This is a genomic window from Rahnella sp. CJA17(1/100), assembly GCF_963881615.1.
GTDB lineage: Bacteria > Pseudomonadota > Gammaproteobacteria > Enterobacterales > Enterobacteriaceae > Rahnella > Rahnella aceris.
In genome coordinates this window covers 29,402-52,638 of record NZ_CAWOJA010000017.1, presented here as the reverse complement: position 1 = coordinate 52,638, position 23,237 = coordinate 29,402, and the positions used below count along the sequence as shown (strand labels likewise).

At 51.6% G+C, this 23,237-nt stretch carries 25 protein-coding genes; 10 read left to right on the top strand and 15 right to left on the bottom strand.

What is annotated here, in order from left to right:
* Window positions 1–107: 107 nt before the first annotated feature.
* From efeO to putP, 3 genes are all read right to left on the bottom strand, one after another.
* Window positions 108–1,235, bottom strand: coding sequence for an iron uptake system protein EfeO (gene efeO / locus AACU55_RS10570; protein WP_013575768.1), 1,128 nt, complete (start codon window positions 1,233–1,235; stop codon window positions 108–110).
* Between the two features lie 44 nt (window positions 1,236–1,279).
* Window positions 1,280–2,131, bottom strand: coding sequence for an iron uptake transporter permease EfeU (efeU, locus tag AACU55_RS10565; RefSeq protein WP_037034423.1), 852 nt, complete (start codon window positions 2,129–2,131; stop codon window positions 1,280–1,282).
* A 247-nt stretch (window positions 2,132–2,378) separates the two neighbouring features.
* A complete protein-coding gene (gene putP / locus AACU55_RS10560) occupies window positions 2,379–3,863 on the bottom strand; it encodes a sodium/proline symporter PutP (RefSeq protein ID WP_013575770.1) in 1,485 nt (494 codons plus the stop codon).
* A 510-nt stretch (window positions 3,864–4,373) separates the two neighbouring features.
* Between putP and putA the strand changes: the two genes are divergently transcribed.
* Entirely contained in the window at window positions 4,374–8,348 is a 3,975-nt protein-coding gene (gene putA, locus AACU55_RS10555) for a trifunctional transcriptional regulator/proline dehydrogenase/L-glutamate gamma-semialdehyde dehydrogenase (protein WP_134706994.1), read from the top strand.
* 626 nt (window positions 8,349–8,974) lie between these two features.
* On the opposite strand, the gene tcyN is transcribed toward putA, so the two are convergent.
* From tcyN to AACU55_RS10520, 7 genes are all read right to left on the bottom strand, one after another.
* Window positions 8,975–9,727, bottom strand: coding sequence for an L-cystine ABC transporter ATP-binding protein TcyN (gene tcyN, locus AACU55_RS10550; RefSeq protein WP_013575772.1), 753 nt, complete (start codon window positions 9,725–9,727; stop codon window positions 8,975–8,977).
* Window positions 9,724–10,392, bottom strand: coding sequence for a cystine ABC transporter permease (gene tcyL, locus AACU55_RS10545; protein ID WP_134706993.1), 669 nt, complete (start codon window positions 10,390–10,392; stop codon window positions 9,724–9,726). Before tcyL ends, tcyN begins: the two co-directional genes overlap by 4 nt.
* 70 nt (window positions 10,393–10,462) lie before the next feature.
* A complete protein-coding gene (gene tcyJ, locus AACU55_RS10540; RefSeq protein ID WP_015690037.1) occupies window positions 10,463–11,263 on the bottom strand; it encodes a cystine ABC transporter substrate-binding protein in 801 nt (266 codons plus the stop codon).
* A 135-nt stretch (window positions 11,264–11,398) separates the two neighbouring features.
* Window positions 11,399–12,409, bottom strand: a complete 1,011-nt coding sequence (locus AACU55_RS10535; RefSeq protein ID WP_134706992.1) for a D-cysteine desulfhydrase — start codon at window positions 12,407–12,409, stop codon at window positions 11,399–11,401.
* Window positions 12,410–12,597: 188 nt separating this feature from the next.
* Window positions 12,598–13,104 (bottom strand): flagella biosynthesis regulatory protein FliZ, encoded by a 507-nt coding sequence (gene fliZ, locus AACU55_RS10530; protein ID WP_013575776.1) that lies wholly within the window; start codon window positions 13,102–13,104, stop codon window positions 12,598–12,600.
* A 54-nt stretch (window positions 13,105–13,158) separates the two neighbouring features.
* Window positions 13,159–13,881, bottom strand: a complete 723-nt coding sequence (locus tag AACU55_RS10525) for an RNA polymerase sigma factor FliA (protein ID WP_013575777.1) — start codon at window positions 13,879–13,881, stop codon at window positions 13,159–13,161.
* 308 nt (window positions 13,882–14,189) lie between these two features.
* A complete protein-coding gene (locus tag AACU55_RS10520; protein ID WP_013575778.1) occupies window positions 14,190–15,470 on the bottom strand; it encodes a FliC/FljB family flagellin in 1,281 nt (426 codons plus the stop codon).
* A 375-nt stretch (window positions 15,471–15,845) separates the two neighbouring features.
* On the opposite strand from AACU55_RS10520, the gene fliD reads away from it, so the two are divergent.
* The 5 genes from fliD to AACU55_RS10495 all read left to right on the top strand — a co-directional run bounded on the left by fliD (window position 15,846) and on the right by AACU55_RS10495 (window position 19,433).
* Window positions 15,846–17,282: a flagellar filament capping protein FliD gene (gene fliD / locus AACU55_RS10515; RefSeq protein WP_134706991.1), complete on the top strand. Its 1,437-nt coding sequence runs from the start codon at window positions 15,846–15,848 to the stop codon at window positions 17,280–17,282.
* Between the two features lie 14 nt (window positions 17,283–17,296).
* Window positions 17,297–17,734, top strand: a complete 438-nt coding sequence (fliS, locus tag AACU55_RS10510) for a flagellar export chaperone FliS (protein WP_013575780.1) — start codon at window positions 17,297–17,299, stop codon at window positions 17,732–17,734.
* On the top strand, window positions 17,709–18,071 hold the full coding sequence (fliT, locus tag AACU55_RS10505; protein WP_013575781.1) for a flagella biosynthesis regulatory protein FliT: 363 nt from the start codon (window positions 17,709–17,711) through the stop codon (window positions 18,069–18,071). The genes fliS and fliT overlap by 26 nt, the downstream gene beginning before the upstream one ends.
* Window positions 18,072–18,457: 386 nt before the next feature.
* Entirely contained in the window at window positions 18,458–19,138 is a 681-nt protein-coding gene (locus AACU55_RS10500) for a helix-turn-helix transcriptional regulator (RefSeq protein WP_231576043.1), read from the top strand.
* Between the two features lie 118 nt (window positions 19,139–19,256).
* On the top strand, window positions 19,257–19,433 hold the full coding sequence (locus AACU55_RS10495) for a GhoT/OrtT family toxin (protein WP_013575783.1): 177 nt from the start codon (window positions 19,257–19,259) through the stop codon (window positions 19,431–19,433).
* Window positions 19,434–19,527: 94 nt separating this feature from the next.
* Here AACU55_RS10495 and AACU55_RS10490 read toward each other — a convergent pair whose 3' ends face one another.
* Together AACU55_RS10490 and AACU55_RS10485 are read right to left on the bottom strand one after the other, a co-directional pair.
* Window positions 19,528–19,686, bottom strand: coding sequence for a YqaE/Pmp3 family membrane protein (locus AACU55_RS10490; protein ID WP_015690040.1), 159 nt, complete (start codon window positions 19,684–19,686; stop codon window positions 19,528–19,530).
* Between the two features lie 70 nt (window positions 19,687–19,756).
* Window positions 19,757–20,011, bottom strand: a complete 255-nt coding sequence (locus AACU55_RS10485; protein ID WP_037034427.1) for a hypothetical protein — start codon at window positions 20,009–20,011, stop codon at window positions 19,757–19,759.
* Window positions 20,012–20,052: 41 nt separating this feature from the next.
* Between AACU55_RS10485 and AACU55_RS10480 the strand changes: the two genes are divergently transcribed.
* Window positions 20,053–20,574 carry a DUF4186 domain-containing protein gene (locus AACU55_RS10480; RefSeq protein ID WP_013575786.1) on the top strand — a complete coding sequence of 174 codons (522 nt, stop codon included), beginning with the start codon at window positions 20,053–20,055 and terminating at the stop codon, window positions 20,572–20,574.
* Between the two features lie 233 nt (window positions 20,575–20,807).
* Complete coding sequence (locus tag AACU55_RS10475; RefSeq protein WP_013575787.1) at window positions 20,808–21,083, top strand: hypothetical protein; 276 nt, start codon at window positions 20,808–20,810, stop codon at window positions 21,081–21,083.
* A gap of 69 nt (window positions 21,084–21,152) precedes the next feature.
* Here AACU55_RS10475 and AACU55_RS10470 read toward each other — a convergent pair whose 3' ends face one another.
* Window positions 21,153–21,422, bottom strand: coding sequence for a hypothetical protein (locus AACU55_RS10470; RefSeq protein WP_013575788.1), 270 nt, complete (start codon window positions 21,420–21,422; stop codon window positions 21,153–21,155).
* 159 nt (window positions 21,423–21,581) lie between these two features.
* Here AACU55_RS10470 and AACU55_RS10465 point away from each other — a divergent pair, with 159 nt between their 5' ends.
* Window positions 21,582–21,782, top strand: a complete 201-nt coding sequence (locus AACU55_RS10465; protein ID WP_013575789.1) for a DUF7736 domain-containing protein — start codon at window positions 21,582–21,584, stop codon at window positions 21,780–21,782.
* A gap of 65 nt (window positions 21,783–21,847) precedes the next feature.
* Here AACU55_RS10465 and AACU55_RS10460 read toward each other — a convergent pair whose 3' ends face one another.
* Entirely contained in the window at window positions 21,848–22,021 is a 174-nt protein-coding gene (locus AACU55_RS10460) for a hypothetical protein (RefSeq protein WP_013575790.1), read from the bottom strand.
* 330 nt (window positions 22,022–22,351) lie between these two features.
* Between AACU55_RS10460 and AACU55_RS10455 the strand changes: the two genes are divergently transcribed.
* A complete protein-coding gene (locus AACU55_RS10455) occupies window positions 22,352–22,816 on the top strand; it encodes a GNAT family N-acetyltransferase (protein WP_134706990.1) in 465 nt (154 codons plus the stop codon).
* Window positions 22,817–22,896: 80 nt separating this feature from the next.
* On the opposite strand, the gene AACU55_RS10450 is transcribed toward AACU55_RS10455, so the two are convergent.
* Window positions 22,897–23,136 carry a hypothetical protein gene (locus tag AACU55_RS10450; RefSeq protein ID WP_013575792.1) on the bottom strand — a complete coding sequence of 80 codons (240 nt, stop codon included), beginning with the start codon at window positions 23,134–23,136 and terminating at the stop codon, window positions 22,897–22,899.
* Window positions 23,137–23,237: the final 101 nt, after the last annotated feature.

Genomic DNA, 23,237 nt, shown 5'->3' with positions numbered 1-23,237 from the left:
GGGTTGGGGTGGGGTATTACGGTCAAAAACAAAAGTTGAAGCGTGCTTCAGCCAGTGTATGGTCTGCTAAACCCCCTCCCAGCCTCCCCCTTCGCAGGGGGAGGAGTTTAATCTAAACCAAGCACACCGCGCAGTTTGGACAAGTCTTCTGCCAGCGTGGTGATCGGCCCTTTCATTGCGTTACGGTCTGCATCAGACAGTTTTTCATAATTCTCGTAACCGTCTTTGGTTTTGTATTTATCCAGCAACGCATCGACGGTTTTGAAGTTAGCGTCGATTTTATCCAGCAACGGTTTATCGGCTTTGACCAGTAACGGACGCAGCAGATTGACGATTTTTTGTGCGCCATCAAGGTTGGCACGGAAATCCCACAGGTCAGTGCGGCTGTAACGGTCTTCTTCGCCGCTGATTTTACTGGCGGCCACTTCTTCAATCAGGCCCGCCGCGCCGCCGACCACTTTGCTAGGCGGGAAAGTCAGGTCTGCGATACGTTTTTGCAAATCAACGGTATCGGTATAAAGCTTGTCAGCAAAGGGTTCGGTGCCTTTGGTGGTTTTGTCCGCGAAGAGAATTTTCTCCAGACGGTGGAAACCGGTGAAGTTAGGATCTTCGGCTTTTTTCTCGAAATCATCTTCACGGGCGTCGATGCTGCCGTCCAGATCAGAGAACAGTTCGGCAATCGGTTCGATACGCTCATAGTAAACACGGGTTGACGCGTAAAGGGATTGTGCCTTCGCCAGATCACCCTTCTTCACTGCGTCGGTAAAGGCTTTGGTATGCGCCACCAGTTCAGCGACCTGCTGCGTCACATAGACTTTGTATTCTGCAATCGGGCCAACCAGCGCCATGGCGTCAGGCTTACCGGACGCGGCTGTCCCCTCGGCGGTGACAGTCAGTTTGCCTTTCGGATTGCTCAGCAAACCACAGGTCATGTCGTATTCGCCCGGTTCAAGGTTAGCCGTCATTTTCTGCGTGAAACCCGGTGCCACGTTTTCACGTTCTTCCACCACCATCACGCCTTTCAAAATTTCCCATTCCAGGTTTTTCTGACTGTTGTTATGGATAACAAACTGGGTTTTACCGGCGGGCACGGTCAGCGCCATCGGTTCACATTGTTTGTCGTTAACAGCAATTTTGACCTGACGAACATCAGCAGCCAGCACGTTGGCGCTCAGCGCAAAAGCCGGCAGGGATAACAGTGCAATCTGTAAAGCTTTACGGCGAAAATGTGTCATGTACAACTCCGTGACAAAGGCAAGATGATGGAAAGGTTTAAGGATCAACGTCGTGTTTTTTGCCCGGCAGAGGCCGGCGCGGCCACAGGCGATTTACCTTGTGGCATAAAGAACAGGAACAGCGCAGGGATCAGATACAGGAAGTACACCGCGACCTCACTGACCGTCGGGGCTTCCTGATAGCCAAACATCCCTTCCAGCAACGTGCCGAATAAAGAGTGCGTGGATAATGTGCCGCTCAGATCAAAAGCAATATCCTGCATACGGTTCCACAATCCGGCTTCGTGGAAAGCGCGAATAGCCCCCGCAGCCAGCCCGGCGGCGACAAACAGAATGAACAGGCTGGTCCATTTGAAGAACTTCGCCAGATGCAGCTTCACCCCGCCGTAGTAAATCAGGAAACCCAGCACGATGGCCGCGCCAAGCCCGAGCACTGCGCCGATCGGCGCTTCGATGCCGACGTCCTGCTGGAAGGCCGCCAGCAGGAAAAACACCGATTCCAGACCTTCACGCGCTACCGCAAAAAACACCATCGCGACCAGTGCCCAGCCCTGACCGCGGCCGGAATTCAGCGCATGATCAATCGCCCCTTCCAGATGCACTTTGATAGAACGCGACACTTTGCGCATCCAGAACACCATGTAAGTCAGGATGCACACCGCAACGACGGCGACGATACCTTCAAACAGCTCCTGCTGTTTTTGTGGAAACTCACCGGTCGTGGCATTGATGAAAAGACCGAGCGCCAGACAGAGTGCGGCAGCGATGAAAACGCCAATCCAGACCACACCGAGCCACTGCCCGCGTTGCGTCCGTTTGAGATAGCTGGCAATCAGGCTGACGATCAGTGCAGCTTCCAGCCCTTCGCGAAACATAATGAGAAACGGAACGAACATGACGAGCTCCCGAGCCCTGAATTCTGACGAACAACAGAATGTGTAAGGTCTCTGTAAAGAAAAGTAAAAAGAAACGATAGTGATTATCATTCTTGCCAAAAGAAATACAAGAGGTAACCGATCCTTTTTTTGAAGCGTGATCGGTAAATAGACAGGAAAAATCAGGACGGGGGGATTATCCGGCGGAAAATGCTGAAAACCGGGGGCTGAATGCCCCCGGTCTGAGTGTCATAAAAGTAAAATACCGTTAAATAGTATTATATTCCGCTTCCGCAACAGTGAAGCGCTGTTCCACGGCGGCGGAAGGTTTACGCCCCGCCAGGCTGACAATCCAGATAGCCAGAGACGCGAAAATAAAGCCGGGAATGATTTCATACAGTTCGGCCCAGCCGTATTGTTTCCACAGGATCACTGTCACGGCACCGACGATCATGCCTGCCAGTGCACCGTTACGTGTCATACGTTTCCACATCACGGAAATCAGGATCACCGGTCCGAATGCTGCGCCAAAACCGGCCCATGCATAACTGACTAAACCGAGAACACGGTTTTCCGGATTGGCGGCCAGTGCAATCGCGACCAGCGCCACAACCAGCACCATCGCACGCCCTACCCACACCAGTTCGCGCTGGCTTGCGCCTTTGCGCAGGAAGGCTTTATACAAATCTTCGGTAATGGCGCTTGAACACACCAGCAACTGACAGCTCAGGGTACTCATCACCGCCGCCAGAATAGCGGACAGCAAAATACCGGCAATCCAGGGATTAAACAGAATTTTCGTCAGCTCGATGAACACGCGCTCTCCGTTTTGCGTCACGTTGCCCGCTTCGCCCGGATTATTGCTGAAGTACGCAATCCCGAAGAATCCTACGGCGATGGTGCCCGCCAGACACAAAATCATCCATGTCATGCTGATACGGCGCGCGCTGCGGATAGTTCGGTGAGAATCAGCCGCCATGAAGCGCGCCAGAATATGCGGCTGACCAAAATAGCCCAGTCCCCAGCCCAGCAATGACAAAATCGCCACCAGATTCATGCCCTTGAACATATCGGTGTATTCAGGGTTTTTGGCATTGATTACCATCATCGAGGTATCAATACCGCCAACTGCGAGGATGACGATAACCGGTGTCAGGATCAGCGCGAAAATCATCAGGCTGGCCTGCACGGTATCAGTCCAGCTGACTGCCAGAAAACCGCCGATAAAGGTATAAATGATGGTCGCCGCCGCACCAGCCCAAAGTGCAGTCTGGTACGTCATACCGAAGGTGCTTTCAAACAGACGCGCACCGGCCACGATGCCGGAGGCACAATAAATGGTGAAGAACACCAAAATCACAATCGCGGAGATAATGCGCAGCAGCTTGCTGGAATCTTCAAAACGATGGGTAAAGTAATCCGGCAGTGTCAGCGCATTATTGTTGGCTTCAGTGTGCACACGCAGCCGCCCTGCCACCAGTTTCCAGTTCAGGTACGCGCCGATGGTCAGGCCAATGGCGATCCAGCTTTCCGAAATCCCGGAAATAAAAATCGCCCCCGGTAATCCCATTAACAGCCAGCCGCTCATGTCAGAAGCACCGGCTGAAAGCGCCGTCACCACGCTGCCTAAACTGCGTCCGCCCAGAATATAATCATCAAAGTTTTTGGTTCGTAGATACGCGATGAGCCCAATAAAAATCATCCCGAAAATATAAACACAAAACGTCACCAGCATCGGTGTGTTCATTGTCATTCCATTCTCCACTTCTTATTTTTTGCGATGTTGTCCGGCAGCTGTCTGTCCTGAAGCACTCCACCAGAAGTGCTGCTAAAAACCTGCCGGGGCGAGATGATGGCTGAAACCCTGTAAGGTTGCAGCAAGACTCTCCATATTTTTTACGTAGTCACTGACTCTGTGTGGTTTTTGTTCAAAATTACTGTCGGGCCGGATACTGGTTTAGCCTGATCCACTTTTCAATATTTTTAACATTTCAAATACACAAAATTCACGCTCCATCACAGTTATCCGCAATACCGGTTGTACTTTGCACTGACAAAAGTTGCACCTGATGCAACCTTTGACATTCTCCTCAGGTGAATACAGGCAAGATCCATGCCGTTATTTTATTGTTAAAAATGCCAGACAAATCACAACAGGCATACTTCATGCATTAACAGGGTTGCACAAGGTTGCAACATAGAAGATATTGCTCAGCATAAAATAACGAATTCACCTGAAATTTTTTATATGGAGTGTTTGCGCATGGGTATGACGACGATGGGCGTGAAGCTGGATGAAGGTACACGCGACAGACTTAAAGAAGCGGCTCATAAAATTGATCGCACGCCGCACTGGCTGATCAAACAAGCGATATTTTCCTATCTGGAACGACTGGAAAATGGCGATACACTGCCGGAAATTCCGGCGCTGAATGGCGCTGCGCCTGAAGGTATGGAAGATGTCGCTGTGCAACTGGTTCAGGAAGCCCATCAGCCGTTCCTAGATTTCGCCGAGCAGATCCTGCCACAGTCAGTCAGCCGTTCTGCCATCACTGCCGCCTATCGCCGCCCTGAACCTGAAGCCGTGTCGATGCTGCTTGAACAGGCGCGTTTGCCTGCCCCGCTCAATGATGCTGCGCTGAAACTGGCTACTGACATTGCCACCAGACTCAGGAACCAAAAGAGTGCAAACGGCCGCGCCGGTATGGTGCAAAGCCTGCTGCAGGAGTTCTCTCTGTCTTCTCAGGAAGGCGTGGCGCTGATGTGTCTGGCGGAAGCGCTGCTGCGTATTCCCGACAAACCGACCCGCGATGCGTTAATCCGCGACAAAATCAGCAACGGTAACTGGCATTCGCATCTGGGCCGCAGCCCGTCGCTGTTCGTTAACGCCGCGACCTGGGGTTTGCTGTTCACCGGCAAGCTGGTGGCGACGCATAATGAAGCGAGTCTGTCAAAATCGCTGAACCGCATTATCGGCAAAAGCGGCGAACCGCTAATCCGTAAAGGTGTGGACATGGCAATGCGCCTGATGGGAGAGCAATTCGTGACCGGCGAAACCATCGCCGAAGCGCTGGCCAATGCCCGCAAACATGAAGAAAAAGGTTTCCGCTATTCCTACGACATGCTGGGTGAAGCCGCGCTCACCGCGAAAGACGCGCAGGCCTATTTGCAGTCCTATCAGCAGGCGATCAATGCCATCGGCAAAGCCTCCAATGGTCGCGGCATTTATGAAGGCCCCGGCATTTCCATCAAGCTTTCCGCCCTGCATCCGCGTTACAGCCGTGCGCAATATGAGCGTGTAATGGAAGAGTTGTATCCGCGCCTGCTTTCACTGACCTTGCTGGCACGCAGTTACGACATCGGTATCAACATCGATGCCGAAGAAGCTGACCGCCTGGAAATCTCTCTCGATTTGCTGGAAAAACTCTGCTTCGAACCGGAACTGGCGGGCTGGAACGGCATCGGCTTCGTGATTCAGGCGTATCAGAAACGCTGCCCGATGGTGATTGATTACCTGACCAGTCTGGCTCAGCGCAGCCGCCGCCGTCTGATGGTTCGTCTGGTGAAAGGTGCGTACTGGGACAGCGAAATTAAGCGCGCACAAATGGACGGTCTGGAAGATTATCCGGTTTATACCCGCAAGGTTTACACCGATGTCTCCTATCTGGCCTGCGCCCGTAAACTGCTGGCCGTGCCGAACCTGATTTATCCGCAGTTCGCGACGCATAACGCCCACACCGTGGCGGCGATTTATCAACTGGCCGGTAATAACTATTATCCCGGTCAGTACGAATTCCAGTGCCTGCACGGTATGGGTGAACCGCTGTACGAGCAGGTGGTGGGGAAAATTTCTGACGGCAAACTGAACCGCCCGTGCCGTATTTATGCCCCGGTCGGTACACACGAAACACTGTTGGCGTACCTGGTACGTCGTCTGCTGGAAAACGGCGCGAACACCTCCTTTGTTAACCGTATTGCCGATGCCACGTTACCGATCGATGAACTGGTTGCCGATCCGGTTCTGGCGGTCGAAGCGCTGGCCGCCAGCGAAGGTCAGGTCGGGTTACCCCATCCGCGAATCGCCCTGCCGCGCAATCTTTATGGCGAAAAACGTGTGAATTCTGCCGGTCTGGATATGTCCAGCGAGCACCGTCTGGCCTCCCTTTCCAGCGCCCTGCTGCAAAGCGCCAGCCACCCGGTCAAAGCGCAGCCGATAATTGATGCGCAAACGGACGACGGCGAATTTCTGCCGGTGATCAACCCGTCTGAAAATACCGATATTGTCGGGTATGTTCGCGAAGCGACAGAAGCTGAAATCAGCCGCGCGCTGGATGCCTCAACCGCTGCCGGGTCAATCTGGTTTGCGACGCCTCCCGAAGAACGTGCCGCAATTCTGCAACGGGGTGCAGAACTGATGGAAGCGCAATTGCAAAACCTGCTTGGCGTGCTGGTGCGCGAGGCGGGAAAAACCTTTAATAACGCCATTGCCGAAGTGCGTGAAGCGGTGGACTTCCTGCATTATTACGCCGGGCAGATCCGCGAAGATTTCGCCAATGACACGCACCGTCCGCTGGGGCCGGTGGTCTGTATCAGCCCGTGGAACTTCCCGCTGGCGATCTTTACCGGTCAGATTGCTGCCGCGCTGGCCGCCGGGAACAGCGTGCTGGCAAAACCCGCAGAACAAACGCCACTGGTCGCTGCGCTGGCCGTCAGCATTCTGCATGAAGCCGGAGTTCCGGCAGGCGTATTGCAGTTGCTGCCGGGCCGGGGTGAAACGGTCGGTTCGCAACTGGTCAATGACGAACGTGTACGCGGCGTGCTGTTTACCGGTTCGACGGATGTCGCGGGTATTCTGCAACGCAACATCGCCGGTCGTCTGGATCTGCAGGGGCGTCCGACGCCGCTTATCGCCGAAACCGGCGGGCTGAACGCCATGATTGTCGATTCCTCCGCGCTGACCGAACAGGTGGTGACGGATGTGGTCGCGTCGGCTTTCGACAGCGCCGGTCAGCGCTGCTCCGCCCTGCGCGTGTTGTGTATTCAGGACGACGTCGCCGACCACACGCTGCAAATGCTGCGCGGTGCGATGGCGGAATGCCGGATGGGCAATCCGGAGCGCTTGTCTACGGATATCGGGCCGGTGATCGACGCCGAAGCCAAAGCCGGTATCGAAAAACACATCGATGCGATGCGCACCAAAGGCCGTACTGTGTATCAGGCTGCGCAGGAATTTACGGCTGACCAGCAGGAATGGATCCGCGGTACCTTTGTTAAACCGACGCTGATCGAGCTTGAAAGCTTCGATGAGATGAAGAAAGAAATCTTCGGGCCGGTGCTGCACGTGGTGCGTTATGCCCGCCAGGATCTGGATAAGCTGATCGGTCAGATTAATGCCGCCGGTTATGGCCTGACGCTGGGTATTCATACCCGCATCGATGAGACTATCCATCGCGTTACGCAGCAGGCACACGTCGGCAATATGTACGTGAACCGCAATATGGTGGGTGCTGTCGTGGGTGTGCAACCTTTTGGCGGCGAAGGCTTGTCCGGCACCGGTCCGAAAGCCGGTGGCCCGCTGTATCTTTATCGTCTGCTGAGCAGCCGTCCGCAAGACGCCGTCCAGCAAACCCTGTTACGTCAGGATCGCGAACTGCCGCTCGATACCTCCGTGCGCGAAGCCTTGCTGGCACCGCACCGGGCGCTGCAACAATGGGCAACGGAGCAGAAACACCGTGAGGAGTTTGTCGCAGTTTGCGAACGTTTCGCCCAAACCAGTCAGGGCGGCACCTTGCGCACACTGCCGGGGCCAACCGGCGAGCGTAACACTTACGCACTGTTACCGCGTGAGCGCGTTCTGGCACTGGCAGATAATCAGGAAGATGCCCTGACCCAGCTTGCCGCTGTCACCGCGACAGGTTGCCGCATTCTCTGGCCGGAAGCGCCATTGCAACGTGATTTGTTCAACATCCTGCCAAAAGCGGTGCAGGCGCGAGTCGATTTCGCCAAAGACTGGCAGAACGATGCGCAGGTATTTGATGCAGTGATTTATCACGGTGATGCGGATCAGTTGCGCGAACTTTGTCAGACCATTGCGCAGCGTCCGGGCGCCATTATATCGGTACAGGGCTTTGCGCGCGGCGAGGATAATATTCTGCTGGAACGCCTGTTGCATGAACGTTCACTGAGTGTGAATACGGCAGCCGCCGGGGGAAATGCGAGTCTGATGACGATCGGATAAAGGTTGGGATTGCAGGAAAGCCGCTGCAAGTGGCGGCTTTTAAAAAAGCCTGAAAAAATTTCCCGTTACATTAAGGGCTGAATCGAGAAAATTTCGGTTTCTCAATAACGGTTATCATGTGGCCTTTCGCGCCGAAACCGACCAGAGGGGAAAAGCTTTTCCCCTCTGAACTCCCCTCGCTTTTTCAAACAAGTGATCCGCACGCAAGCTATGTTTCAGGAAACACTGCGACAGGCTGGAAATCTTGCCGCTACGCGGTGCCTTCTCTCGGTCCCGGAGCCTTTGGTCTCCGGGCCGCTCCGTTCAGCAAGATTTCTGAATCGCCCGCACGATCTCAAATTCAAAACCCTTTGGCTTTAAATATTCAATCAGTAAGGTTGCGCAGTAAAAGTCAGAGGCCGGTTCCAAAATACTGCCGGACGAGAGGTGGAAAAGCGCGTTTTTTGGCGCGGGTTGTAACCCGATGGGAGGGCACCGCGTAGCGGCGGGATTTTGCGGCTGTCACCTCGCTCGCTGAAACATAGCCTCCAGCGAAGCGCGCAGTGAAAGAGCCGGGGGGGTCTTGGGGGACGGCGGCGATAAGCCGCCCCCCAAGTCGGTGTGGGCCGACGCCCACGGTTTTGACCTCAGTGTGCCAGGAACTTCTCCAGGAACTGTTTCGTCCTGGCATGTTGCGGATTCGAAAACAGCTCTTTCGCTGGCCCCTGCTCCACGATTTTCCCCTGATCCATAAAAATAGCGCGGTCTGCCACGTCACGGGCGAAACTCATTTCGTGGGTCACAATCACCATGGTGCGGTGCTCAAGTGCCAGTGCGCGGATAGTGTTGAGCACTTCACCCACCAGTTCCGGGTCGAGCGCGGAGGTCGGTTCATCAAACAAAATCACTTCCGGGCTCATCGCCAGTGCGCGGGCGATGGCAACGCGTTGCTGCTGGCCACCGGAGAGACGTCGCGGATAGGCATTTTCTTTGCCGCTTAACCCGACCTTTTCCAGGAGCTGACGTGCTGTGGCGATGGCTTTTTCTTTTGACTCGCCCTTCACAATCACCGGTCCTTCGATGATATTTTCCAGGACTGAACGGTGCGGGAACAGGTTGAAGTTCTGGAAAACAAACCCCACCTGCTTGCGCAGCTCACGAACGTTATTCTTCTGTTTACTGAGCGGCTTGCTGGCATCAATTTCGATATTGCCGACTTTTATGGTGCCGCCGTCCGGCTCTTCCAGCAGGTTAATGCTGCGCAGCAAGGTGGTTTTACCCGAGCCGCTTGGCCCGATAATCGCTACCACTTCGCCGGCGTTGACCTGTAAATCGATACCGTGCAACACCGTTTGTCCGTGGAATTTTTTTGTCAGTTGCTTTACGTCAATGGTACTCATGAAGGCTCCTGATCCTGACGGTTAACGCGGTCTTCCAGACGGTTTTGCAGGAAGGATAAAACGGTCGCCAGCACCCAGTAGATAACCGATGCGGCCAGATACATGGTGAACACTTCCAGCGTGCGCGACGTCACAAGCTGTGCCTGACGGAACAGTTCCGGCACCTGGATGGTCGCGGCCAGCGAGGTATCTTTTACCAGGCCGATAAAGCTGTTACCGAGCGGTGGCAGCGCGGTGCGGGCGGCCTGCGGCAAAATCACGCGGCGCATGGTCTGCCACGGATTCATACCAATACTGGCCGCCGCTTCCCACTGCCCTTTTTCGATGGACGAAATCGCCGCACGCAGGGTTTCGGAGGTGTAGGCTGCGGTATTGAGCGACAGGCCAATCATGGCTGCCGGGATAGGATCCAGCTCGATGCCAAACTGTGGCAGTCCGTAGTAGATCATAAACAATTGGGCGATCAGCGGCGTGCCACGGAAAACGGAGACGTAAAAACGCGATAACCATGACAGCGGCCAGAAATGCGAAAGGCGAATCAGCGCCAGCACGAAGCCCAGGATAAGACCGAACACCATTCCGCCCAGACTGAGCTGGAGCGTAAACAGTGTTCCTTTCAATAAAAATGGTGCTGAATCCAGCACCAGTTGAATACTTTCTTGCATCCGATAAGAACCTTATGGATCAGTTCGTAATGAGCCGGAGCGCCAGTCTGACGCTCCGGTTTTACGGGTATTATTTTGTGACGTCAGCACCAAACCACTTTTCAGAGATTTTGGCGAGCGAGCCATCTTTCTGCATTTCAGCAATCGCTTTGTTGATAGCAGCCAGCAGCTCCGGGTTGTCTTTGCGAATGGCCACGCCAGATTCCAGACGGGAGAACGGTGCGCCTGCAACGGCTAAGGTATCACCGGTTTTCTTCACCAGATCCAGTGCTGCCAGACGGTCAACCAGAATGGCGTTGATACGGCCTACGCGCAGATCCTGATATTTAGTCGGGTCATCATCATAAGTACGGATGTCCACGCCCTGCACATTCTCGCGCAACCATTGCTCGTAGTTACTGCCCAGACCTACGCCGACTTTTTTGCCTTTCAGATCTTCAGGTTTAGTGATGGTGCCTTCCTGACCTTTTTTAGTCAGCGCCTGAATACCGGAAACGGTGTATGGCGTAGAGAAGTCATATTTTTTCTCACGCTCAGGCGAAATGGTCACCTGATTGATCACCACATCAATACGTTTGGATTCCAGCGAAGCCAGCATGCCGTCCCATTTGGTCGGTTGCAGTTTCGCTTTAACGCCCATGTGCTGCGCCAGTGCATCGGCGAACTCGACTTCAAAGCCGGTCAGTTTGCCGTCTTCACCCTGGAAACTGAACGGAGGGTAAGTCCCTTCCAGCCCGACAATCAAGGTGCCGCGATCTTTGACTTTCTTCAGTAACCCTTCGTCAGCAAAAGTATTGCTGACCATGCCTGCTGTCAGCGTGACCGCAACAGCACCCAGAAGTAAACGACGACGCAGTGTAGAAAAACCCATATTCACCTCAGTTATAGTTAGTTATAGAACGCTATATCCCCTACGAATTTGCGCACAGTAGCACCCGCCGCGTCAGTTATCAGGAATATAATTCTATAATCTTAGCTCAAAAAAGCATAAGCGGATTTTAGAGTATTAAACCTGCGGATGATACGCAAACAGTGCCGGTGCACCGCCGGTGTGAATGAACAGGATCGGGCCTTCATCCGGGAACAAACCACGCGCTATACCGTCGAGCAATCCGGCCATCGCTTTGCCGGTATACACCGGATCCAGCAGCATGGCTTCCTGCTCCGCCAGCAATTTCACGGCGGCGGTTCCGGCTTCATTTGGCTCACCGTAGCGTGGCGCAAAATATTCGTCCCACAAGTTAATTGACGGCGTTTTCTCCCCCAGTTGTAATTGTGTTGTCACTTCCCGGGCGATGGTTTCAACTTTGGGACGCTGGGCATCGGCACTGCGCGACACTGTTACACCAATCAGCTGCGTGTCTGGCATTAAATGTTGCAAAGCGACGGCCAGACCAGCGTGCGTACCGGCGCTGCCCGATGCCACCACCACGGCACTGAAATCCACAAAACTGGCCGAAGACTGCTCGGCGATTTCCAGCGCGCACTGCACGTAGCCGAGTGCACCAAGCGCATTGGAACCGCCAACCGGCACGACATAGGGACGAAAACCTTGTGCTTCCAGACGTTCGGCTTGTTCTGCAAGCTGCGCCATCGGGTCATCAAGCGCATCGCACATCACCACTTCCACATTGAACAGATCCAGCAGCAGACGGTTGCCGTTGCTCAGATAATTGACTTCGGTGGTGCCGATCGGGTTTTCCAGCAACGCAACGCATTTCAGGCCCAGTTTGGCGGCCACGGCGGCGGTCTGGCGTACATGGTTTGACTGAATGGCGCCAGCGGTCACCAGCGTATCCGCGCCTTCTGCCAGCGCAGCAGCGGCCAGATATTCCAGTTTGCGCAGCTTGTTACCGCCCATCGCCAGCGGCGTGATGTCATCGCGTTTAATGTAAATGTCACGTCCGGCGTATTCGGAAAGACGATGCAGTTTTTCCAGCGGCGTGGCACTGCCCAGTAAATCGATCCGATCGAAGGCTTCCAGCCGGGTTTTAAGCAAAGAAATTTTAGCAGGCACGATGTTCCCCTGACGCACAGCACGGTGCCGCACGAAGTCGTTATAGTCGAAGTTGGTTTGAGTTTAGAGACAGGTTATTGAGTAAGTATATAAAGAATTTATAGAAACTGCGGACAGATTCAAGACAAAAAAACAGGCTCCCGGAGGAGCCTGTTTGTGCATTGCGTGTCAGTCTGTCTGAGATCCGATTACGCGGATTTCTGCCAGGCCAGATACTGGTCGTATTTGCGCAGGGCAATACGGTAGTTGTCATGACCCGCCACCGGCAAATCATTGATGATCCGCTGGTGGATACTGTCCCCTGAAAGTTTATCCAGAGGATAGTTGTTTGCAGAGAGGATTTCATCCAGACGGCGGAGGCGGACAACATACTCGCGCACCGTGCTGTGATTCATCTCAGTCTGCTCAAACAGATATTGCTTAAACGCCATAATGTCAAAATAGGACGAATGGCTGTTACAGCTTATCTCACTGCAAAAACGACACAGTGCGGTCAGTTCCTGCGACAGGTTGTGCCACACGTCATCATCAATAGGCTGGTCCATCTTGGCGATGGCCTCTTTATTGATGATTTGCCCGCGAAACACCAGTGCCATCCTGTCGAGTTCTTTTGCACACTGTGAGCAATGAGTCTGACTGTGTTTAAAATCTTTAAGATAACGGCTTAAAGGCCTTGTTTTGATTCCCGCTGGCATAAATTTATTCCTGATAAGGGATATAAAATGTATAACCGGCCAGGAAAAAGCGGATCAGTGGTCGTTGGCCAGGCGTGTTCGCAAACGCTTAATCGCCTGACTGTGGAGCTGGCTTACACGGGATTCCCCGACGTCCAGCACCGCCCCGATCTCTTTTAAATTCAACTCTTCCTGGTAGTAAAGCGTAAGTACCAACTTCTCCCGTTCGGGTAACGCATCGATAGCTTCCATCACCCGGTGGCGTAAATTACCCTCCAACAGATGATGTAACGGGTTGGCCTCTTCGTGCCCTTCCATCAATGCCTCGGCAGTATCGCCGTGCTCTTCGCGCCATTCGTCATAAGAAAACAACTGGCTACTGTTCGTATCCATTAATATCTGCCGGTATTCCTCAATGGGAATATCCAGCACCTGCGCCACCTCTCCTTCACTCGGCGGTCGCCCTAATTTCTGTTCTGCGCTATGCATCGCCTGGGACACTTCACGCGCATTACGTCTGACACTACGCGGCACCCAGTCGCGGCTACGCAACTCATCGAGCATGGCGCCGCGAATACGCTGAACGGCATACGTCGTAAACGCCGTCCCCTGCATCGCATCAAAACGCTCAACCGCATTTAACAGGCCGATCCCGCCCGCTTGCAGTAGATCATCAAGCTCTACGCTGGCGGGAAGCCGCACCTGCAAACGCAGGGCTTCATGGCGCACAAGCGGAACATAGCGCTGCCACAAAGAATTTTTGTCTATCACGCCGTCGGCGGTATACAGATCGCTCACTGTCGTAACCTGGCAAATTTAGGGTCAGTATCATTGTGCCAGTGATAATCGCTAATCAATCGGCTGAATAAGGCCTGAAAAACGCGGTTATTTTGATTATGTCTCGCAGATTCTGTTTGCAGACGTCCGCCGGTAACACCGTAAACGATTGACTAAAAAACAATCACAACATAAAGATTATCTTAAATTATACCAGCGAATGCCCCGCATTAATCCTTAAGAATGGTAAATTTTAGTTAAAAAAAACCCCGCCGGAGCGGGGTTTGTTCTGTTTGTAACCGAACTGCGTAATTTGTCGACTAAGACAATTATTGCAGCAGGGACAGTACAGACTGAGGAACCTGGTTAGCTTTAGACAATACTGAAGTACCAGCCTGCTGCAGGATCTGTGCTTTAGACATTGCTGAAACTTCTGTTGCGTAGTCAGCATCCTGAATACGGCTCTGTGCAGAAGACAGGTTAGTCGTGGTGTTGTCCAGGTTGGTGATGGCAGAATCGAAACGGTTCTGAACCGCACCCAGTGAAGAACGGAAGGTGTCAACTTTAGCGATAGCAGCGTCGATTGCTTTCAGTGGGTCAGAAGTCGCAACGCCAGTGTAAGCGTTGGTGTTAGCAGCACTGGCGATGTCGCCGATGGTGCTTGCAACGTTCGCAGTACCGGTAGCGCCGCCGTCAACGATAGCGCCAGCTGCAGTTTTGTAGTCTTTACCCTGAACGGTAACGTAACCTACTGCTGCGCCAGTGGCGTCTGCGCCAACTTTAACCAGTTTGCCAGTCTGAGTACCTGCAGTAACACCGTTGTCAGTGTCAGTGTAAGAAACGTCAGTGGTGTTCAGTGTTACAGCGCCAGTTGCGTCATCTACAGATGCAGCGTAGTTGCTGGTACCATCAGAAACAACGTAAGTTGCAGTCGCTGCGCCAGCTGCTGTCTGAACGTTTTTCAGAGACAGTTTGCTTGCGTCCAGGCCCAGAGAAGTTGCCGCTGCAGACAGGTCAACGTTTTTCAGGGAGCCGCTTGCGCCAACCTGAGTGATTGCATCGCTGGTTTTCAGTGCGTTGCTTGCTACTGAGAAACCGTTCAGACCCAGAGTGGTAGAGTCGATTTTCTGCAGGTCGATGTCGATAGTCTGACCATCGTTAGCGCCAACCTGGATTTTCATGGTCTGGTTAGAGGCCAGTACGTTCACGCCGTTGAACTGAGTCTGACCAGATACACGGTCGATTTCAGACAGACGGGAAGTGATTTCGTCCTGGATTGAGGTCAGGTCGGAATCGGAGTTGGTGCCGTTAGCAGCCTGAACAGACAGCTCACGAATACGTTGTAAGTTGTTGTTGATTTCGCTCAGTGAACCTTCAGTGGTCTGCGCAACAGAGATACCGTCGTTGGCGTTACGTGAAGCCTGAGTCAGACCGTTGATGTTAGAAGTGAAGCGGTTAGCAATCGCCTGACCAGCAGCATCGTCTTTTGCGCTGTTGATACGCAGACCGGAGGACAGACGCTCGATAGCGGTGCTCAGAGCGGACTGGGATTTGTTCAGGTTGTTCTGAGTCATCAGAGACAGCGTGTTGGTATTGATAACTTGAGCCATGAGTGTATTCCTTCAAATCTGGTTAAGGGTTCGGGCTTATTGCCCACGGCGTTCATCACCGTCCAAACTTGTATCGGCGGTACTGCGGTAACCTTTAGAATTATTTCTCAAAAAATCCGGTTTTCTTACTTTGAGAATTACCCTTCCTTATACCGCCTATTCACGCCATTACTTTTTGTTGTGATCTATTAAACTTTTTCTCCGTCGTGCCGATAGGGCTTAAAGACTCTTTTATACCTAAAGTCATTGGAGTTGCAGTAAGCGGCGAGGGAGTGAACCCGTTACCTGACATCCGTCAGGAAAACCGGTGAACGAACGAAGCGAAGGCGACTGTAAATTCACGTACTCAGGGCAATCAAACTGTAAAGGATAATTATGGCCACTTCAGGCACTATCTCTTCATTAGGTATCGGTTCAGGTTTACAACTTTCAGACCTGCTGGATAACCTGACGACTGCAGAAAAAAAACGTTTAACCCCGATCACTGCGGCACAAACCAGCTATAGCGCCAAACTGACGGCCTATGGCACGCTCCAAAGCGCATTACAAACTTTTTCTGACGCTGCGACCGCATTGTCATCGACCAATACTTACGGGGCGACCACGGCTTCGTCGAGCAACACGTCTGCGTTCAGTGTGACAACCGGCACCGGCGCCGCGGCGGGTAAATATTCCGTTTCCGTGACACAGCTGGCCTCTGCGCAGTCTTTGGTTTCTGCCACGCAGTCGAGCAATAAAACCGCACTGGGCGCCACGACCACTGATAATACCCGTACCCTGACCATCAGCCAGGGCGACGGCAGTAAACCACTGAGCATCAAACTAACCGATGATCAGACTTCACTGACCGGCGTTCGTGATGCGATCAATAAAGCCGGTGGCGGTGTCACGGCCAGTATCGTCAAAGTGGATGACAGCAGCTACAAGCTGGTACTGAGCGCGAACAATACCGGTACCAATTCAGAAATGACCGTCAGCGTCACCGGTGATGACCAGCTGAATAATATTATCGGATATAACTCATCCACCGGCACCGGTGCGATGACCGAAAATGCCACAGCAGGCAATGCCAAGCTGACCTTTAATGGCATCGATCTGGAACGTCAAAGCAACACCATCAGTGATGCGCAGGACGGGATTACGTTAAATCTGACCGGTACCACCACCACTGCTGCAACGCTGACAGTGGCGAAAGATAACTCTACAGCCTCCACCGCTATCCAGACTTTTGTTGATGCGTACAACAAGTTGCAGGATACGTTCTCCAGCCTGACCAAGTTCACAGCCACCGCGACGAACACCGATACGGCTGACAGTACCAACGGTGCATTACTGGGTGACAGCGCACTGCGTACCATCCAGACACGTCTGAAGTCAGCGATCACCGGCGTCTCGGGTTCTGGTTCAGTAAGTTCATTGCAGAGTATCGGTATTACCACTGACCCGGACACCGGTAAGCTGGAAGTTGACAGCACCAAGCTGAGTGCGGCGTTAACCAGTAACCCGAATGCTGTGCAGACCATGATGGTAGGTGACGGCAAAACCACCGGCGTGATGACCAACATCAGCAACCTGAACAGCGGGTTCCTGAACACCAGCACCGGTACGATTGCTAATGCTCAAACAGCCGTGAACACCACGCTGAAAAGCCTCACCGAGCAGTACAACAAGGTGAACACCAGCATTAACGACACCATCGCCCGTTATAAAACGCAATTCACGGCACTTGATGTCTCGATCCAGAAGCTCAACAGCACAGCGGATTATCTGACGCAGCAGTTCGAAGCTATGTCCTCATCAAGTTCAAGCTAGTAAGGAAACTGAATATGTATAATGCAAAAGGAACTCAGGCCTACGCACAGGTAGGCCTTGAAAGTGGCGTCATGAGCGCCACTCCGTATCAGCTGGTGACGATGTTATTCGACGGGGCGCGCAGCGCCCTGATCCGTGCTCGTATTTTTATCCAGCAGGGCAGCATTGCCGAAAAAGGCAAATCACTGTCTATGGCAATTAACATTATCGACAGCGGACTGAAAGCCGGATTAAGTCGTGAAAAAGGCGATCCTGAATTAGTGGATAACCTCGAAGCACTTTATTCCTATATGGTCCGTCGTTTATTGCATGCAAATTTACACAACGATCAAGAGGCCATCGCTGAGGTGCTGACCTTGCTTGAAAATATCGCCGATGCCTGGCGGCAAATCGGCCCAAACTACCACCCGTCGCAGGACCAATATAATGGATCAACATCAGTATCTGGTTAATGAATATCAACTGATCCTGTCTTTAAGCGAGCAGATGTTGCGGCTGGCGAGAGAAGAGAAATGGGATGAGCTGGTTGAGCTCGAAGTCAGTTACGTCAAAGCAGTCGAAGCCACGACCCGGTTACCGATGTCTGAACAGACATCGGTAATGATTCAGAATGATGTCCGCCGCTATTTGCGCATTATTCTTGATAACGAAAATACGATTAAAACATTGTTACAAGCCCGGATGAATAAACTCACCGAGCTGATTGGTCAGTCGTCCCGACAACAACAAGTGAATACGACTTACGGAAAAATTGACCTCCGTTCGATTGCCTTCGGCGATCGCCAATAATTATTAAATATTTGTTTGTTTTCTTTCCAATATTTCTTGTGCAAAAATAAGGTTTCAGAGGCAGAGAGCGCCTGGCTGCCAGGGCTAGTTCTCTCTGTCTGCTCCCATAACTTACACATATTAACCGGCAGCCTGTTTGTATTAGCAAAGCGGGAATTATTTATCAGGCAGCACACTACAGGTTGCCGTCGTCATTTTCGGGCATCATCATCATGGTTCGTAAAATAAAAGTGACTCCAGGGATAGGAACCATTTCTCTGCTTATTCAGCATAGTGAACTTTTTATTCATGATGTTTATATTGATAAGCCACAATTGGTTCTCATTCAGAACGGAAGCCTCTCAATTACGGATCAGGCACAGCAAGTCACACTGCAGGCTGGCGAAATGCTGGTGCTTAACAGTGGACAAACGTTGAGCATGACTCACCATTTATCCGGAAATGGCCCTTTCAGCTGCGCCATCATGGCATGGGATCATCAGTTACTCAGTGATGCAGGCCTGCACGCAACCGGCTTCAGCCCGCCACTTCTTGCTGTTAATACCCTGCAAGTCATTCCGCACATCCCCGGTGCGTTCAAACAAAGTTTTACCGACACTCACTCAGCCATTCTCTGGCACCATGGTCTGCCCGCACCGATAACCCGCCACCGCATGCTCGAACAGTTACTCTGGCTTTCGCAACTGGGTGTGCGGTATTCCGTACAGCACAGTGAAAGCGTGACAGATAACGTACGTGAATTATTAGTCAATAATCTGCATAAATCATTTACCGCCGCCGAAGTGGCAGAAAAGCTGATGATGAATGAAGTGATGTTGCGCAGACGTCTTGCGGGCGAAAATTGTGTGCTGCGAAATCTGATGATCGATGTACGCATGACCCACGCGCTGCGGTTGTTGCAATGCACCGATCTGGCGATTTCACATATTGCACATCAGGTAGGCTATGAAAGCGGCTCGCGTTTTGCCGAGCGTTTCCGGAAACGTTTTGGATTCGCCCCTACCGCCATCCGTGGTCATTTACGCCCCCTTTCTACCCCTGCGCTGCTCACAATCGACAACATATAACAACTCGCGCCAAACAGACACAATACAAAACCTTGAGTAACATCACACAATATTTGATTACCAGATGTTAACGGAATATCATACACGCCGTTATTTTATTCATGGTCAGGAGTGAGTTGTGCACGTTTGGTGGGAAGTGATTAAAACAATTTACTGGGGCGGATTGGGCATTGCGGTGCTGTTCACTTTGCTGGTGAGCCGCGATACGATAAAAATAAGACTGTTAACTTCCGGCATTATCGGATTTACCTGGCCGATGAGTCTGCCGGTCGTCCTTCTCTTCTCCCTGTTCTGAGTTTGCCTGCACTGAATGTCCTCTTAATATCTTGAACCCGGCCTGCTGACCGGGTTCAGATAACGGCAAGACAGTGTTATTGCGAGACAATGTGTTATTTGCGAGTCTGCACCCAAAATCCGTGGATTAGACCCGGCAGGTAACCGCAAAGTGTCAGGATAATGTTCAGCAGAAACGCACCGCCGAAACCGTTGCCAATCAATACGCCCAATGGCGGCACAAGAATTGTGATCAATACTCTCCAGAATCCCATCTTACTCTCCCTTTGGTTATCATTGTGTTAACGATAGCGCATGAGAAATGAAACGGGCATCAGATGAAACCTAATTGATCAGCTCCAGCATAATTTCAACATCCCGCCGTGTTTTTTCCAGCATGTCGGTATCGCCGTTGCGATGTTCAGCATCCGACACCTGGTGGATCTGGCGCATCTGCCATCTCACCTGATTCTTTTGTTCGTCGGTCATACTGCGACACATCACAATGATAAAGTTTCGCAGCATCATCTGTTGCATGGCAGTTTCTTCAGCTTGCTTGTTGACCGACATGACCAAATCTATAACATGTTTTTCTGCCATTGCAGGTTCCTGCGGGAGTGGGATAGTCAGGCCAGACTAACATGGTCTGGCAGCCGCTGATGGCGACTGATGATGTGATTAACGCCGCTATTTCTGCGCCTAGAATTGACCCGGACATCCAGATTATGTTTTCCATCGATCATGTTTTTAAGCGCCTGGCCGCTTCACCTTTCCGTCAGCGTTTCCATCTCGGTGCCAAAGAGTACCGGTATTGCCAGGATAAAGGGCCGGAGACGGTCAGCCAGCACGCGGCGGATTTCATTGCTAAGCGCCTTGCCCCGGCAGAGCCAGAACAGGATGGAAAACAGACGCCGATGCGCGGTCACCCGGTATTCATTGCCCAGCACGCAACGGCCACCTGCTGTCGCGGCTGTCTGGAAAAGTGGCATCACATCCCCGCACATACGGCTATGACACCCGCACAGCAGCACTATGCCGTGACGGTGATTTTGCACTGGCTTCATCAGGAAATGCAGCGCCCTGCTCCGGTCGCTAAAGAACGAAAATCTAACAAAAAAATCTCAGACACACCGGACAACGCACAACAGATGAATTTGTTGTAAGAGGCGCATCACACTCGTTAAAAAATAAAAAGTGATAATGGTCACATTTTTCCCGCTTTTCCATACCCAAGTAAGATCGTGCTCTATAATTTTAGAGGAATAAGAATTGTGCGACGGGTTGTCTTCAGCACGCCCTTTGAAGTTTTTGCAGTCTTTCGGATGAGCTTTTCCAGGTGAAACGAGTTTTACACTTGTTGTCAGGATAATTGCCCGTATTGGGAAAAGGAGGATGCATGTCTGAATATCATTATTTACTGGTTGGCGGAAGCCGCAACGGACAACGGCATGTTGATAAACAACATCAGTTTTCGTTGTGCTTTTGGGAAGACGCAGCACAGAACGCGGAACGCGAGTTTTACGGTAAACGTAACGAACGCTACAAAGTTAATCCGGAAAAAGGCGCAGACGGGAACTGGTATCTTGTGGGCTATTGTGGAAATTGTTCGAAAATTAAAGCCGACGAATTAACCACCCAGGCGCTCACCAAGCACGTGAAACCCCTGATGTAAAAATTGTTTTTTGAAAGCCATAAACCCCGCCATTAACGCGGGGTTTTGTTTTCAGGAGACGCCTGACTTTCAGGCCGCCATCCCCTGAATGTTGCGGGCGAAAAATTCAACATGCCCGCCCACCGTAAAATGCGCCTCGTGATGCCCCAGACGGCCAAGTGGCGCAATGCGCACAATTTCACCTTCAAATTCACCATCATGAATTCTGGTGATCGCCACATCAAGCTGATAGCTGGCCGGATGCACGCCTACCGGAAACGTCAGCAACTTGACCCTGTCACCAATCTCAAACCGGGTAAGCAGCGGCAGCGGCGCCTGTTCAAACAGATCCTGATCCATATGTGACTCCTTGTTTTCCAGTGGAATTAATTAGAGGATAGAATATATTGCCGCGTCCTGCCGGATACCGGCGTGAAGCACTTCTCTCTTTCAACATTTATATTGCGCAAGAGCTGGCGTAACCGTCTTTTGCCCCCCCGAAAATCATGAGGAACCCCTGTGAAAAAACTGACGCCACAGCAATGCATCATACTGACCGGATTTACCGGCATCCTGCATGGCGAATTTGAGTGGTTTCACGAAGATTTGGAAAAGCGACTTGGCCGTGAAGTTCAGACCTCAGAACTGGGATACCCGGAGTTTATGGAAGAATGCCGCAGCCTGTATGAAGAGGATTTTAACAACCTGATGCCGGACTAAAAACGAAAGGCCGGGCAAACAGTATTGCCCGGCCTCCTGAGTTCATCGTCATTTAATACAAATCACTAAGGCTTCACGATGCCGCGGATAAAGTGTTCATTCACCCTGATCACATTGCCCGTTTCAACGTTAATGACCTGATATTGCACTGGTTTAACCTCATCAAGAACAGCGACAATTTCAAATAAACCTGGTGTAAAAGTAAGCGTGACAAAAACGCCAACAGGATAGACAGCCATAATTTTATCCTTTCAATCAACCTCTTATAATATACTTCCTTTCCCCCAGCGCGATAACACGCAAGTCATTAATCACTCCAGGTTATTTCATCGCATACATTAATCACTCGGAATGAATGTTACATAAAAGAAATAAAGAACATGTATAAAATGAAGCGGAGGCACTTAAAATCGGATAACTCTGACAGACGTATCAGGAACATAATTAAATTTTACACTCTTCTTACGCAAAGGCGGTTTTCCGCCACACTTCTGCCTGCCAGTCCCTTGTTTTCGGGGGGATTTAAGTTAAAAATATAAATCCACTTTGTTACATTGAGAGCCTGCGCTGTGAGTGCCCAGATTTTTGAAACCGATGCGACTCATCCGCATCTGACACGACTGATTGCTGAGCTGGATGCCTATCAATATCCGCTCTACCCGCCGGAATCGTTTCAGGGAATTAACATCACTGAACTTGATGAAGGCGAGATCACGTGTTTTATGGCGAGGGTTGATGATGACTGGGCCGGTTGCGCCTGTCTGTTTATCACAAAACACGGCCTCGCGGAAATGAAACGTGTTTACGTGAGCCCGCTGTATCGCGGTCAGGGCATTGCCTCATTACTGATTGCCGCAATGGAAAAGAAACTGAAAGCGTTGGGGTACAAAGACCTGTTTCTGGAAACGGGTATGTTTCAGGAAAAAGCCATCACGCTGTATGAAAAACTGGGTTATTGCCGGACAGAAGCGTTTGGCGACTATGCGTTGTCCCCGGATCCGCTGAGTGTTTATATGATGAAAGCGATGAAGTAATGCACGGGAAACGGCAGAAGCGGCAATAAATACCTCCATAACGCTGTCTTATGACAGGGTTATGGAGATGCAAAAAGCAATTACATCAGAACGTTGCTTTTTGTTGCAGTCTGGTCATTCGACGGGATAACCCATTTTTTAAGTGTGATGATAAAGAAATTTTTACCCTTGGTAATTTTCGCACCACGGTCACCACATTCCAGTGCAAGTTTGAAAAACTCATCACTGTTAATATTAAAAGCCAGCTCGACTTTTTTCACCATACCGGAATTAAGCAGATCTTCAGCTTCGTGCAATGATTTGGCCTGAATAACTGACATAACGACCTCGTGATATCGGAAGGGATTGTTTTAGCTCCTACATCCTATTTCACTTTTGTTTCTAAATTATGACAGCTTCATGAACATTAAGAATTTTGCCA